Annotated in this window: 5 protein-coding genes; 1 reads left to right on the forward strand and 4 read right to left on the reverse strand. The window is 64.9% G+C overall.

Features of this window, described 5'->3' with window-relative positions; translation table 11 throughout:
• Window positions 1-48: 48 nt before the first annotated feature.
• Window positions 49-510: an S-ribosylhomocysteine lyase gene (locus tag F4V60_RS01610; RefSeq protein WP_075729032.1), complete on the reverse strand. Its 462-nt coding sequence runs from the start codon at window positions 508-510 to the stop codon at window positions 49-51.
• A 133-nt stretch (window positions 511-643) separates the two neighbouring features.
• On the opposite strand from F4V60_RS01610, the gene F4V60_RS01615 reads away from it, so the two are divergent.
• Window positions 644-1,795 (forward strand): YihY/virulence factor BrkB family protein, encoded by a 1,152-nt coding sequence (locus F4V60_RS01615; protein WP_075729033.1) that lies wholly within the window; start codon window positions 644-646, stop codon window positions 1,793-1,795.
• A 60-nt stretch (window positions 1,796-1,855) separates the two neighbouring features.
• Here F4V60_RS01615 and F4V60_RS01620 read toward each other — a convergent pair whose 3' ends face one another.
• From F4V60_RS01620 to F4V60_RS01630, 3 genes are all read right to left on the reverse strand, one after another.
• Window positions 1,856-10,915: a type I polyketide synthase gene (locus F4V60_RS01620; RefSeq protein WP_075729034.1), complete on the reverse strand. Its 9,060-nt coding sequence runs from the start codon at window positions 10,913-10,915 to the stop codon at window positions 1,856-1,858.
• Window positions 10,916-11,154: 239 nt separating this feature from the next.
• On the reverse strand, window positions 11,155-12,870 hold the full coding sequence (locus F4V60_RS01625; RefSeq protein ID WP_075729035.1) for a long-chain-fatty-acid--CoA ligase: 1,716 nt from the start codon (window positions 12,868-12,870) through the stop codon (window positions 11,155-11,157).
• A 174-nt stretch (window positions 12,871-13,044) separates the two neighbouring features.
• Window positions 13,045-14,757 carry a long-chain-fatty-acid--CoA ligase gene (locus F4V60_RS01630; RefSeq protein WP_075729036.1) on the reverse strand — a complete coding sequence of 571 codons (1,713 nt, stop codon included), beginning with the start codon at window positions 14,755-14,757 and terminating at the stop codon, window positions 13,045-13,047.
• Window positions 14,758-14,763 lie beyond the last annotated feature (6 nt).

Below are 14,763 nucleotides of genomic sequence, written 5' to 3' on the forward strand. Positions count from 1 at the left end.
GCCCAGGGCACTATTTACCGTGAACGAGACGCGGGGGCCGCGAAGTCCCTAGCGCATGACCTCGAGCCACTCGTCCTTGTGGGCGAGGTAGTCACGCACGGCGGCCTGCGCGCCTTCGAGGCTGTGGTTGGCTCCCCAGCCGCACTGCGTGACGTTGGCCGCCGGAACTTCGGTGGCGGTGAGGATATCGCCCAGGGACTTAGTGAGGACTTCGATAAGCTCGTCTTGCTCGAGGCCGTTGGTGATGGCGTAGAAGCCGGTCTGGCAGCCCATGGGGGCGAAACCGATGAGCTTGTCGGTGTAGTTGCGCATGAAATTGGCCATCATGTGTTCGATGGAGTGCACCGTAGGCATGTCGAGATGCTCCTCGTTGGGCTGGCAAAAGCGCAGGTCATATTTGATGATTTCCGTTCCATCGCCAAGGTCCTGGCGGCCGGCAACGCGCACATAGGGCGCGGCGACAAGGCGGTGATCGAGTTCGAAGGATTCCACGTTGCTGCGTTTCGTCATGGAGGACAGCCTAGTGTGCTTGGCTTAGCTGGCGCCATAATTAAAGTCGCGGGGATAAAGCTCTGATAACCATTGGCGCTGGCCCGGAGTGTCCGCGAGGGCGCGGAGGAGCGGTGCTGCTTAGGCTGGCAGGATGAACTCGCAGGAAAAGCCGGACAGGCAGCCGGATAGGATCTTGCCACCCCGCGGCGTGGAAACCATCGGCGTCGATTCCCGCGACGAATATGAAAGCCCCCTCGGCCGCGGCAACCGCCTGGGATCTAAGAGCTGGGCGCTGGTGCTCCGGCGCACATGGAATGACTTCTTCTTCGAAGGCTTTCTGGACAGAGGCGCGACGCTGACCTACTTCACGCTTATGGCTTTTGCACCGACGGTGTTGGCCGCCTACTCCATAGCCACCTTGGTCTTTGCCAGCAGGCGGGCACAGGTGGAGGAGATAACGCAGGAGTTCATCGTGGAGTATCTCCCCGCCCAGACCACCCAGCAGGCCAGCGACTTAGTGGGCACGATCATCGGCTCGAGTGCGCAGGGGACGATAGCGCTGGTCTTGTCGGTCTTGATCTCCTTGTTCTCCGCTTCGGCTTATGTGCGTGCCTTCTCGCGCACGGCCAACATGGTCTACGGAAGGGTGGAGGGCCGCGGCCTCATCCGCGCCTGGGGCATGATGTGGGTGCTCACGGTGGTCCTGGTTCTCGGCGCCGTGACGCTGGTCTTTGCCAACCTCGCGCGGGACACGGTCATCAGCGGGATTCTGGGGCCCATAGCTGGGCCCTTGGGGCTGGAGGACACCTTGGACTTCATGCTGCGGATATTCTTGCCGGTCTGGGACTGGCTGCGCCTGCCCTTAAGCGTCCTTTTAGTCCTCGCGCTTATCGCGGTGCTCTATCACTTCGCGCCGAATGTTAGGCCCCAGCGATTCCGGTGGTTCTCTTTGGGATCCGTGCTCGCGCTGGTGGCTACGGTGGCGGTGTGGTGGCTCATTGGCCTCTACCTGCAGTACTTCGCGGGCCTCAACGCTTATGGGGCGCTGAGCGTGGTGCTCGCGGTCCTGGTGGCGGTGTGGATAACCAATACCGCGCTCATCGTGGGCCTCAAGATCGACGCGGAGGTGCTGCGCGCCAAAGAGCTGCAGCGGGGATTGGAGTCCCAGCGCCACATTCAGGCGCCTCCGCGCTCGGATGAGGCAGCACTCGCGCAGGCTCAGACCCAGCAGCGCCTCGAGGACAAAGGCGAGCAGATCCGCACGCAGGCGGAAGAAAACAAGGCGGAAAAAGATAAGGCCTAGCCCCGCACACTCTTAAGGTTCGGGGCTAGGCCTTAGTTCTTCAGATCTTCCTGGGCGGTACTAGACGCGCGGGAACACGCCTGATTCGTCGAGGCGAACGGACTCGTCGAGCAGCAGCGCGACCTCGGCGGCCTTGGCTGCGGAGACGGTGCCATAGCCCGGAATCTCACCAGTGCCGCCCTCGGGAAGGCGGCGGCCCTCGATGACTTCGAAGAGAGGCTCACGGCCGAGCATGCCGTTCTCGAAGTGGGTGTGCCCGGCGGCTAGGCGCTCCTCGGCGCGGGCGCGCCACTGGGTAGCGGCGTCGGCCCCGCGCTGCTGGGCGACGGCGGTCTCGAAGACACCCGGGTGAGCGTAGACCACCAAGGCGCCGACGTGACCGAAGCCAAGCGAGGTCAAAGCGGCCGCACGCACGGTGCCCACCGACAGTGCAGAACGCAGCCAGACCAGGTTGCGTGCCTTGGGCTCGATGAGCGGATCCACGCAGTCCAGCGCCACGTTCGGCGGGACGATTCCGGTGCGGAATACATCCACCAGGCCACCGGTCTGGAAGAGTGCCGCGCCGCCCTTGGAGTGGCCGGTCAGCGTCTTCTGCGAGATGACGAACATAGGCTCGTCGGCGTCGCGTCCGATGGCGGGCCACAGAATCGAGTGCAGCTCGGACTCGTTCGGGTCGTTGGCGTTGGTCGAGGTGTCGTGCTTGGAGAGCACGCTGACGTCGTTGGGGTGCAGCCCCAAGCCGCGCAGGGACTTCGCCAAGCGCGAGTTGGTGCGGCCGCGCCCGGCGCCGAGGGCACCGAGACCAGGGGCCGGAATGGAGGTGTGCGCGCCGTCGCCATAGGAGGCGGCGTGTGCGACAACTGCCAGCACCGGCAGACCCATGTCCGCAGCGACAGAACCACGCACGAGCAGGACGGTGCCGCCGCCCTCGCCCTCGAGGAAGCCGCCGCGGCGACGGTCGTTGGCGCGGGAGATGAAGCGCTCATCGATGCCCTTGGCGGTCATCGCGGCGGTCTCAGCGGTCGCGTTCATGTCGCCGAAGCCGGTGAGGGACTCTACCTGGACATCGTCGATACCGCCGGCGATGACCACGTCGGCCTTGCCGAGCGCAATCTTGTCGACGCCCTCCTCAATGGACACAGCAGCGGTAGCGCAGGCGCCGATGGGGTGAATCATCGAGCCATAGCCGCCGACCAAGGACTGCATCGTGTGCGCTGCGATGACGTTCGGCAGAGATTCCTGCAGGATGTCGCTCGGGCGCTCCTCGCCCAGGAAGCGGGTGACGAAGACCTTGTAGAGAGATTCCATGCCGCCGATGCCCGTGCCCTGGGTGGTGGCAACCTGCGCCGGGTGAATGGAGCGCAGAAGCTCCGCCGGGGAGAAGCCTGCCTGGGTGAAGGCATCGATGGCGGTAACCAGGTTCCACACGGCCATGCGGTCGAGGGAATCGAGCATGTGCTCGGGGATGCCCCACTTGGCGGCGTCGAAGTTATCCGGCATCTGGGCTGCAACGGTGCGGGTCAAGGTGGCCTTGCGCGGAACCTTGGCGGTAGCGCCCTTCAGGCGGGTGACCTCCCACTCGCCGTCAACCTCGCGCACCGTGGTGAACTCGGGATCTGCTACCTCGATGTCGCGGGCCTCGCCCTCGGAGGCCACGGTGAAGGTGATGTCGCGGTCGAGGAAGACGGTGGTCAGGTCGATGGAGCCCTGGTCCACGAGGTGGAACTTATCGCTCAGCGTGCGGATGCCGGCGCGGGCGACGACCTCGTCGCGGAAGCGATCGTAGATGTCCTCCTCGGCGACTTCGGTGCCCTCGGCGTCGAACCAGCCCGGGTGCGGATCCTCGGCCCACGTGATGAGGCCGGTCATCCAGGCCAGCTCCAGCACGCCAGCCGCGGTCAGTTCCACGGCACCATCGTGCTGGAGGCCATACTCGGCCTCGAAGCGGGTGCGTCCCGAGCCCCAGGAGCTGACCTCGCCGATACCGGCGATGACGACCATGTCATCGAGGTCGGTGGTGACCTCGGAGATCTTTTCATCCGGGCCAAAGCCCGGCTGCTCAGCGCGCGGCGGGTTAGGCAGGGCGGAGATGGTGGCGGGGGCCGCAGAATCCGCGGCCGTGGCAGCTTCGGCGCCTGCGCCGGCCCCGGCCTGATCCGCCTGGGTCTGTGCGGCCAGCGCGGTCAGCGAGACTCCCTCGAGGCCGCCGGTGAGGTCGGCCTCAACTGGGGACTTCTCGGCAGCAGCGCGCGAAGACGGGCTGGCGAGACCGATGAGCTCGGAGGAGATTTCCTCCGGGGACCACACGTGAATGCCTGCGGCCTGCGCGGCCGGGACGAGCACGTCGTTGCCGCCCATGAGGTGCGTGCCGGCAACCCAACCAATCTTGGCCTGGGCCAAGGTAACGCCTGCGGGCCAGCCAGCCTCGACATGCCACTTGTTCAAGATGGCGTCGAGAGCAGCCTTGACCTCGCCATAGGCGCCGTCGCCGCCGAAGGTGCCGCGGTTGGGGGAACCAGGCAAGACGATGTGGCAACGGGTATCAACGGCTTCCTGTGCCAGGCGGGAGAGCCCGGCGATGGTGCGCTCGAGCGACCACAGCAGCAGGCGGGCCTGGTTTTCGGTGGCGGAGCCGGCGTCGGCAAGCGAGCCGGAGACCGAAGGAGCCGCGAAGGGGTAGGCCACGGTCGGGGTGAGCGCGGGCTTGAGTATCTTGACCTCGTTGCCCACGGACTCGCGCTGCTCGGTGCCGATCCAGTCGATGAGGGCATCGACGTCGCGGTAGCTCGAGAGGTTGGCCGGAACCAGCCACAGAGCAGAGCCCTGCGCGCCGTGTGCGGCGTAGAGCTTGCGGGCAAACTCCTTGCGTGCCTGGGTGACCCGCGAGGCGGTCATGACGACAGTCGCGCCGGCCTCGAGCAAGCGCTCGACCAGGGCGGTGGCGATGGACCCAGGAGCCGCGCCGGTGACCAGGGCCACCTCGCCACGGAACTCGCCGTTGAAGTCGGACTCGGCCTCGGCGGCGACGGTCGCGAGATCTCCCTGGCCGCCGTTCTTGGCCCACCAACGAGCCTGGGCGGCGACGGTAGCGCCGGCGCCACGGAACTCGGCGGCGTCATAGGTGTCCTGACCCAGGGCGAGGCGGGCGAGCTTCTCGCGGGCGGTGGCCCAGGAGTCGTCGAAAAGCACTGCCTTGGCAGCGTCGAAGGTCGGGGAAACCAGCTTGAGCCAGCCGGTGCCCAACTCGGCCTCGACAGTCTCGATGGCGGAGTTATCGGGGACGATGGCCTCCGCAGGCTCCGGGAGGTAGCCCAGCTGATCAAGGACCTGGCGGGCGGCGGTAGCCAGCACGCCATTCTCGCCGGTGACGGTATCGGCATAGGCGTCCAGCGCCGCGGAATCAACCACGCCGCCGCCTGCGGAAGAACCGGAGGACATGGACACCGAGGTGCCATGGGCGGCTGCAACGGCCGCGATGGCGGCGTCGACCAGATCGTTGGCCGCGGCCTTCGAGGTCGCCGAAGTCGGCACGGTGCTCAGGCTACCGCCACGGACGGAATCCTCCTCGCGCGAGCCCAAGAGGATCTCAGCCTCGACGTGAGGGACCCACGATGCAGGCAGGCTCCAGGCGCCGGTGACGCGCTCGGCAACGAAGGCGGGCTTGAGGCCGGCCGCGCCGAGCAGCTGGCGCAGGCGGGCCGAGATGGCCTCGCCGAGGACGCCGCCAAAGGGCGTGTAGCCAGGTGCAGCGGTGGAAACCTTCTCGCGCAGGGAAGCCACGTCCGCGTCGGCGGCGCCATCGATGGCAGGCACGCCGATTTCTGCGGACATATCCATGAGCAGCTGGTTACGGCGCGAGGAGACGCCGTTGGTCAGCTCCTCGACGGTGTCAGAATCATTGATCTGATCGACACGGATCTTGTTCTGGAAGGCGAAGAGCACCATGATGGCCTGTGCTGCGCCGAACTTGAGCTCGGGCGCGTCGGCGCCGCTGGAGGCTCCAGCAGCGGGTGCGGGTGTCGCAGCGGGGGCTGCGGCAGGCTGAGCGGGAGCTGCGGCGGGCTGCGCTGCGGCTGCGCTTGGCGATGCCGCCTCGGCGGTGTCCGCCGCATCCTCAGCGGCTTCCGGTGCGGCGGGAGCGGCCTGGACGTCTTCGAGCATGACCTGGTCTTGGTCGCGCTCGACGTTGTAGACAGACAGGTCCACGCCGGCCACGGCCATGGAGCGCTTGGCCAGGTTGGTCAGGGTAGGAGCAGAAGCGAGGCCGACCTCGATAATCTGGTCCACCTTTTCAAAGAGCAGTTCCTGGGTCTCAATCCAGCGCACTGGGGAAGCGAACTGCCAGGAGAGCAGTTCGATGAGCAGCAGGCGAGCCAGCTCCTGATCGCTCAGGCTGGAGGCATCGAGGCCATCGAGGCGCCCGGAAGGAGCGAGCGGCGCGACGAGGTCGACGAACTCCTGGGTGAGCTCGAAAGGACGGGCCACGAGGTTGGGCACGTAGCGGCCAACGAGGGCGTCGAGGTCAAGCTCGGCGGGCAGCAACTCGTCGAGCTTTGCGGCGAAGGCGGGGACGCCATCACGTAGCACGCGGGAGTGGAAGGGCACGTCGATGCCCGGAACCATGACGGCGGCGCGCTCGCGGATGGAGTTGGCGCGCTTGACCAGCTCGCGCAGGCCAGCCTTGGTGCCAGCAATGGAGTACTGCTGACCACGGATGTTGTAGTTGACGATCTCGAGGAACTCGCCGGTCTCTGTCGCGATGCCGTCGACGTAGCCGTCAACCTCATCGGAGGACACCCCGATCATGTTCGGACGCAGGGCGGCCATGGCGTAATCGGAATTGCCCTCTGCGTCGCGCGGCACGAGGGTGCCCATGGCGGAACCGCGGGAGTAGACAATGTCGATGACGGCTTCAAGGTCGAAGATGTTGGCCAGGGAAGCCAGTGCGGTGTACTCGCCCAAGGAGTGGCCGGCGTACATCGAGCCAGCGGCGAGGGCATTAGCCTCGCGCAGGCGCTCGGTCTGCGCGTAGGCGACCACTGCGAGGGCAACCTGGGTGAACTGCGTCAGGTGCAGCACGCCCTGGGGGTGCTTGAAGGTCGTGCCGCGGACGGTGACCTCGGTGGGGTTGTCATCGATGACCTGCTGGATACTAAAGCCCAGCGCGGTGCGGGTGTGCTGATCGGCGCGGCGCCAGATCTCGCGGGCAGCCGGGGAGGCATCGCGGTCGCCGCGGCCCATTCCCTCGGACTGGATGCCCTGGCCCGGATAAACATAGGCGGTGCGGGGCTGCGCCAGGAGAGCCTGGCCGCGGGAGACTACCTCGCCGTTGATGCGGCAGGTGACCTCGAGGGCGGCGTGGATGCCGGCGCGGCCGACGCGCTCGACGGTGATTTCCACCTCGTCATCGAGCTGAACCATGCCGTACATGGAGTAGGTCCAGCCGGTGACGGTGCCGTGCTTGCCTGCGAGGTGCTCGGCGGTGGCGGAGAGCCACATGCCGTGCACGAGCGGGGCCTTAAGGTTAACCAGCTGCGCCGCGTTATAAGAGGTGTGGATGGGGTTGTAGTCGCCCGAAACCAGCGCGAAGGGCGTCATGTCCTGCGGGGCGGTGACCACGGCGCGGTCCACGAAGGAGCGCGGGGTGGCAGTGACCTGTGCGGAAAGCTCGCCGCCGCCCCACTCAGGGGCAGGAACTGGCATATCGGTGCCGGTGGCGCGGCCGCGGATGGCGAAGCGCTGCATCTGGGTGGCCACGATTTCCTGGGAATCATGATCGCGCAGCTCCAGCTCGACGGTGACGATGCGCCCAGAGACGGACTCGTCGATGGAGGTGCACTTGGAGGTCACGTCGATGGTGCGGCCATTTGCCAGCTCGTCTAGCGGAATGCGCAGGTCCACCAGGTGATCGAGGTGCACGGCGTTGAGCAGGCCCTCGATGACGGGGTAGCCGTCCGCCAGCTTGCCGGAGCCGAGAGCCGTGTAGATGGCCGGCCAGCAAGGGCCGACGAGCACGTCGGGAGTGCCTGGCTTGACGGAGCCGAGCGCGGCGCCGGTGACGTTGGTGTGTGCCTGCAGCAGGGAAGCCGGCAGGGTGAAGGAGTAATGAGCCACGCCGAAGGGAGCGTCAGCGGATTCGCTACCGGGCTCGATGCGCGGCATCTCGGTGATTTCGTCACCCTGCTCAGAGATGGAGCCCACGCCGGCCAAGCCCTCGAGGAGGGCGAAGACGGAGGCGGGCAGGCGCTCCTCGGAGACAACGGGCGAGCCGCCGGTGGCCACGTCTGCGGGCAGGTCGAGAGGGACGGTGACCTGTTTGACGTAGAAGGGGCGCTGCTCGGAGGGGAGATCGTCCCAGTAGGAATCCGAGTTGATGCGGATCTCCCAGTTGCCCTGGTCATCCTGACCCAGCTCGTAGGCCTCCGGGCTCATCTCGTGAGCGGGGTTGGCCATGAGGTGGCCGTGCCAGACAATCGTCGGCGCGGCCTTGATGAACTCAGCGGCGCTGGTGGCGGACTCGAGGCGGCTGAAGATCTCGGTGGCCTCGTGGTCTTGTGCCAGGGTCTCGGTGGCGGCGGATTCGAAGCGGGCGAGCAGATCGGCGACCGGCTCGTTCTTCTTGGTGATGCCTGCCACGGCTACTGGGCCAGGAATGATACGGACCTCGTCGGCGCTGTAGCGCTCGTCCTGGGCCTGCCACAGGGTGTCCTTGCCAAACCACACCTTGAGGTCGCCGTCGATGGCGGGAACCCACGGCATGGGCTTGACGTGCTTGTAGTGTAGGGAAATCCACCATGCGGCATCGCGGGGGATGACGGTGGTGGTTGTGGCCTGCGGGTAGGCGGCCACGAGCTTGGCGGTGGCTGCCGGGGCGTCGTGGACTTCGGAGATCTCCGGGAAGAGGGTCTCAATCTGGCCGTGATCGGCGTCGTTGAGGCGGGCCTCGATGCGGTGGAGCAGATCGAAGAAGCGGTCATCCCAGGTGGGATCGACGAAGGGATAAGCAAGCTCCACGAAGCGCTCGAGCCACTGCGCGTAGGTCATGGACTCGACGTCGCCGAAGTAGGGCTTAGAGGTCTTGGCCAGGGCGGCGATGATGTCATCGCGGCGCTCCTGGTAGTCCTCCAAAGGCAGCGAGGTGATGAGGCGCGAGGCCTGCGCGAAGGAGTTATCCAGGTCGTGGATATCCGCCAGCAGGTGGGACTGGGAGGAGGCCACACCGTGCGTTCCGGTGCCGCGGCCGACCCAGCCGTCGTTGTCCTCGAGCTTGACGCCGGGGGTGTTGACCAGCAGATCCTTGACCGAGTCGGTGGCCTTGGCCTCCTTGGTGGCCATGGCTACGGTGCCGATAAAGACGGCGTCGACAGGCATGGCGGGCAGGTCATACTTCTGGGACCAGGAACCGGTCAGGTAGGTCGCGGCGCGCTCGGGCGAGTAGATGCCGCCGCCGACTGCCAGAAGGGCGTTGGGGTGATTGCGCACCTCGGCGTAGGTCTCGAGGAGCATGTCATCGAGGTTGACCCAGGAGTGGTGACCGCCGGCGTGGCCGTCCTCGACCTGGAGAACGATCTGGTCCTGCGGGTTGGCCGCGGCGATCTTTAGTGCATCGCGGATCTGCTTGGCAGTGCCAGGCTTGAAGGTGATGTAGGGGAAGCCATCGGAGTGCAGCTGCGCGATGAGCTCGGTCGCCTCCTCAACCTCAGGGATGCCGGCGGAGATGCACACGCCGTTGAAGGAGGCGCCGGCCGCACGGGCCTTGGGCACGATGCGGGCCTGGCCGAACTGCAGGTTCCACAGGAAGCGGTCGAAGAACATGGTGTTGAACTGCGCGGTGCGACCCGGCTTCAACAGGGACTCCATGACCTGACGGTGGTGGTTGAATACCTCGTCCGAGTACATGCCGCCGCCGGCCATCTCGGTCCAGTAGCCGGCGTTGGCCGCTGCGGCCACGATCTCGCCGTCCGCAGAGGTCGGCGTCATGCCGCCGAGCATGATGGGGGACAGGCCCGTGAGATCGGAGAAGCGGGTCTGCGTGTAGGTCTGACCATCAGGCAAGCGGACCAGGCGCGGGGCGAAGTCGGCGTAGTTGACAGCCTTGGGCAGGGAGTTGCCCGGGGTGGCCAGGCCGTCGCGCTGCTGCGGGGTGGCGGCGAGCACGGAGACCTTGCCGGTGCCATTGACCAGCGGGGCGGTGAGCTTTGCTAGGCCCGCATCCAGGAAGACGAGGCTGTCGGCCTCGAGGGAGGCGACGGCGGCCGGCCAATCGTGCGGCTCGACAAGGATGGCCTCGGCCAAGCGCTGCGCCGTGGAACTATCGACGCCGCATTCCTGCGCGAGCTGCGCGGTACGTGCAGCTGCGGGGCGCAGGCTGGGGTGGTGGAAGGGCAGGGCCACGGGCAGCTCGTCGAAGACGGCGAGGATCTCGTCGCCACCGATGGTGCGGTTCTCAAGGCTGTCGTTGAATGCGTCAACGGCGCCTTGGAGTGCCGTGCGAGTGGACTCGAGGCTCTCGGGGGCGCCGGAGATGACAAAGTGGCGGCGGCCGTTGATGACGGCGATGGTGGCATCCCCGCGCAGCGCTTGCTCGATGAACGGGCGGTCGATGCCGCGGATGGAGAGCATGTGCGAGCGGGAATCGGATCCCTCCTGTGCGGAGGCTGCGGTGCCCATCAACACGGCGATGGTGAGGGCTTGCTTCTGATCCTCGAGCGCCGCAACGCCGAGGATGCCCTGCGAATGCCCGATGGCTTCCTTCGGGTCGAGCCCGAGGCTGCGGAGGTGGTCGATGGCTGCGATCTGTCCCAGCACGATTCCAGGGATGGAAACGGCGGGGTAGACATCTATGTCTGCGGGCTTGGCGGAGGCCCCTTCGGCCCCGTTAGTGCCCTCGGCGCCAGCTGAAATGAGTTCTTCGAGGCGCTCAATGGCGCCGGGGCAGGTGGAGGCGATGAGTCTAGCGGCCGGCCCGGTGGCGGCGCGGACTTCGCTTAAGAGTTCGCGCAGCTTTTGGGCGGTGGCAGGCGCCTGGCCGGCCAAGGAGATGGCCTCCTGCCAGCGCGAGCCTTGGCCGGCGAAAAGAATTGCGGGGTTGTGCAAAGAATGCAACGGAGTCAAAGACATTGTCCCTCTTTTGTCCTCGGTGTTTCATAAAGGAAGAGTGCTTAGTTTCCGGGCAGGAAGTAAACACATTCACGCCACGGTAGCCTACTGCCACGTAGGTTTAGGGTTCCGACTTATCAAATGTGAGCTTTTTCTCATGTTTTTTCTGAGGAGGAAAAATCACTGTCGATTCTCGGATGCGCGCTGGCAGGAGAGGGACCCGCCAGCGCGCAGGGACAGTCAGGGCCTTAGCCGCGGCTTTAATTCCCGTTCTTCTTGAGCAGCTCAAGGAGCTGTTCTTGCACCTCGCGGCGCCTAATCTTGCCCAGCTGATCCTTGGCCAATTCCTCGAAGTGGTAGAAGGTGCGCGGCACCTTGTACCGGGTCAGGCGCGTGCGGGCGAATTCCTTCATGCCCTCGGGATCGAGCGCCGCGCCGTCACGCAACACGAGGCAGGCGACGACGTCCTCCGAACCATCCGAACGCGGCTGCCCGACGACGGCGGCGTCAACAACGTCGGGGTGAGCGAGCAGGGTCTCCTCCACCTCGGCGGGATAGACGTTAAATCCGCCGGTGATGACCATTTCCTTGATGCGGGAGACGATCTTGATGAATCCGTCCGGCTCCATGACAGCCATGTCCCCGGTGCGGTACCAACCATCGTGAAAGGACTCCGCGGTGGCCTGCGGGTTATTGAAGTAGCCGCGGAAGACCTGGGGTCCGCGCGCGAGCAACTCGCCCGGGGTGCCATCAGGCTGAGTCTCGTCGAGGTTCTCCGGGTTGCCGATGCGAATGTCTGTATCGGGGAAGGGGAGACCGATGTATCCGGGGCGCCGATTCTTATTCATGGGGTTGCCGGTCAGAACCGGCGAGGTCTCGGTGAGGCCATAGCCTTCGACGAGCAGACCCCTGGTGAGGTTCTCCCATTCCTCGACCGTCTCCGTGGGCAGCGCTGCAGCTCCGGAGAGCGCATTGTTGATGCCGGAGATGCTGATATTCTTCTCCCGCGCGGCGGCAATGATCTTGGAGTATAGGGTGGGGACTCCTGGCAGCCAGGTAGGAGTGTGCTTCTTCATGATGTCCATGATGAGCGGGATCTTCGGCGCCGGGGTGAGGACGAGTTCGCCACCGATATAGACGCCTAGTGCGGCGATAAGAGTGAGGCCATAGGCGTGGAACATCGGCAAAGCTGCCAACATGCGCTCGGGCTTCTTGCCAAGGCCGGGGACCCAGGCCTCGCCCATCTTGACGTTGGAGGCGATGTTGCCGTGCGTGAGCTCTGCGCCCTTGGGCTTGCCGGTGGTGCCGGAGGTATAGAGGATGACCGCGAGGCTCTCGGGGCTTAAGGAGCCGTCATCCCGGAGGTTAGAGCCATCCCCACCGATGGCCGAGCCGATAAGCGTGCTCCAGGGCACGGTGTTGGGGGCTGGGGAGGTCAGCTGGTTGCGCTTCTCGGTGATGGGGGGCAGGGGGATGCGCAGCAGCAGCTGTTGTGCGCGCGGCATGGCCTCGGTCATGTTGACGGAGACGATGGTTTCAAGAGAGGTGGTCTCCCGCAGCTCCTCGAAGACCTCGGAGGCGTTGTCCCAGACAATGGCCACTCGTGCCTTGTGGTCCTGGAATAGCTCCTCGAGCTCATGGGCGGTGTAGAGCGGGTTGTGTTCGACGACGGTCGCTCCCAGCTTCAAGATCGCATAAAAGGCCGCGATATGCTGCGGGCAGTTGGGCAGGGCGATAGCCACGCGGTCACCGGGGCGGATGCCGAAGGCCTTGAGCCCTGCGGCTGCCGCTCGGACCTGAGCGTCGAGATCTTTGTAGGTTTGGGTACGGCCGAAGAACCAGGTGGCGGGCCAGGCGGCGTGTTGGGAGAGGTTCTCGTTATACATGTCGACCAGAGTGAGGTCGCCGTAGTCGAGAGTGGCAGGGGTCCACTCCGCGTATTGCTGCAGCCAGGCCTTTGTCTCATAAGCGGACATGATGGGAAGGTCTCCTTTTGTTGGCAGGTGCACTAATAAGTGTTTTTGCTGCTTAGTACTAAGCGCTTCAGTACTAAGTACTTAGGCGTCAACAATATCTGCCTGATGTGAGTTTGACCACTTTCTAGCTTTAGGGGTTGAGAGACGGCCGCTTCTCACACCCCTTGGTTCGAGCTAGTGTTTTTCCTCAGCGGCGAGTCGCTCGAGCAACGCGGCCTGCACCTCGCGGCGCCGAATCTTGCCCATTTGATCCTTGGGCAGTTCCTGGAAGTGGTAGAAGGTGCGCGGCACCTTGTAGCGGGTGAGGCGCTCGCGGCAGAAGTCCTTCAGGCCCTCTGGGTCCAGCGCCGCACCGTCGCTGAGATCGATGCAGGCGACGACGTCCTCCGAACCATCCGGGCGCGGGCGCCCGACGACGGCCACATCATCGATGGAGGGGTGCGTGCGCAGAACTTCCTCGACCTCGCCGGGGTAGACGTTGAAGCCGCCAGTGATGATGATTTCCTTGATGCGGCTGACCAAGCGGATGAATCCATCCGAGTCCATGATGCCCATGTCCCCAGTTCGGAACCAGCCATTGTGGAAGGCCGCAGCGGTGGCTTCTGGGTTATTGAGATAGCCCTTGAATACCTGGTGACCGCGGGCGAGGACCTCGCCAGCGGTGCCATCCGGCTGCGTCTCATCCAGGTTATCCGGGTTGGCTATGCGGACCTCGGTGTCGGGGAAGGGGATACCCACGTATCCAGGACGGCGATCGGTGGTCATGGGGTTGCCCACGATGATGGGGGAGCACTCAGTGAGGCCATAGCCCTCCACGAGCAGCCCTCCTGTGTACTTTTCCCACTTTTCTACGGTGTCCACGGGCAGGGTCGAGGCGCCGGAAAAGGCCGCGCGCACGCCCTTGATGTCCACGCCGTCCTTCTCCGCGGCCTCCACGATGCGCTGATAGAGGGTAGGAACGCCGGGGATCCAGGTCGGGGTGTGCTTCTTCATCAGCTTCATGATGAGGGCAATATCCGGCTTCGGAATGATCACGAGTTCGCCACCGATGAGGGGCTGCAAGACCACGTTCATGGTCAGGCCATAAGCGTGGAAGAAAGGCAGGGCAGCGAGCATGCGCTCGGGACGATCTCCCAAGCCCGGAACCCAGTTCTTGCCCTGGAGAATGACGGCGAAGAAGTTCCCGTGGGAGAGCTGTGCGCCCTTGGGCTGGCCAGTGGTGCCCGAGGTGTACATGATAACCGCGATGGTGTCTTTGGTGACTTCCGGTGGATTCTTCAGATCCTTGCCGTCCCCGCCAATCGCATCCCCAATAAGGGTGTCCCAGGGCACTGTATTGGGGGCCTCACCTGAAAGCTGCTCGCGGGTGGATTTAAGGAAAGGGAGGCGCAGCGCCAAGCGCTGGGCGGTGGGCATAGCATCGATCATGTTGATGGAGATCACCGTCTCCAGATCGGTGCTTCCGCGCAGCTTCTCTAAGGTGGAGGCTGTTTTATCCCAGGCAATGGCGATGCGTGCGCCGTGATCTTTGAACAAACCCTCTAACTCGTGTGCGGTGTAGAGGGGATTGTGCAAGACTGCGACCGCGCCCAACTTCAAGATGGCATAAAAGGCCGCAACGTACTGCGGGCAGTTGGGGGCGACGATGGCGACGCGATCCCCAGGGCGCACGCCGAAGGCCCGCAGGCCCGCCGCGGCGCGACGCACCTGGCGGTCTAGATCACTAAAGGTCTGGGTCCGGCCAAAGAAGTAGGTGGCTGGCTTATCTGGGTTGATGGCCAAGTTGTTGTCATAGACATCGAGCAGCGTGGTTTCCCCATAATCAAGAGAATGCGGCGTCCATTCCGGATAAAACTGGAGCCAAGCTTTGGAATCAACTGCCGACATGAATGA

Origin of the sequence: Corynebacterium flavescens (genome assembly GCF_008693105.1) — a bacterium.
Taxonomy (GTDB): Bacteria; Actinomycetota; Actinomycetes; order Mycobacteriales; family Mycobacteriaceae; genus Corynebacterium; species Corynebacterium flavescens.

Coding starts and splice junctions, on each gene's coding strand:
- F4V60_RS01615 (WP_075729033.1), top strand. CDS start 644: ATGAACTCGCAGGAAAAGCCGGACAGGCAGCCGGATAGGATCTTGCCA.
- F4V60_RS01610 (WP_075729032.1), bottom strand. CDS start 510: ATGACGAAACGCAGCAACGTGGAATCCTTCGAACTCGATCACCGCCTT.
- F4V60_RS01620 (WP_075729034.1), bottom strand. CDS start 10,915: ATGTCTTTGACTCCGTTGCATTCTTTGCACAACCCCGCAATTCTTTTC.
- F4V60_RS01625 (WP_075729035.1), bottom strand. CDS start 12,870: ATGTCCGCTTATGAGACAAAGGCCTGGCTGCAGCAATACGCGGAGTGG.
- F4V60_RS01630 (WP_075729036.1), bottom strand. CDS start 14,757: ATGTCGGCAGTTGATTCCAAAGCTTGGCTCCAGTTTTATCCGGAATGG.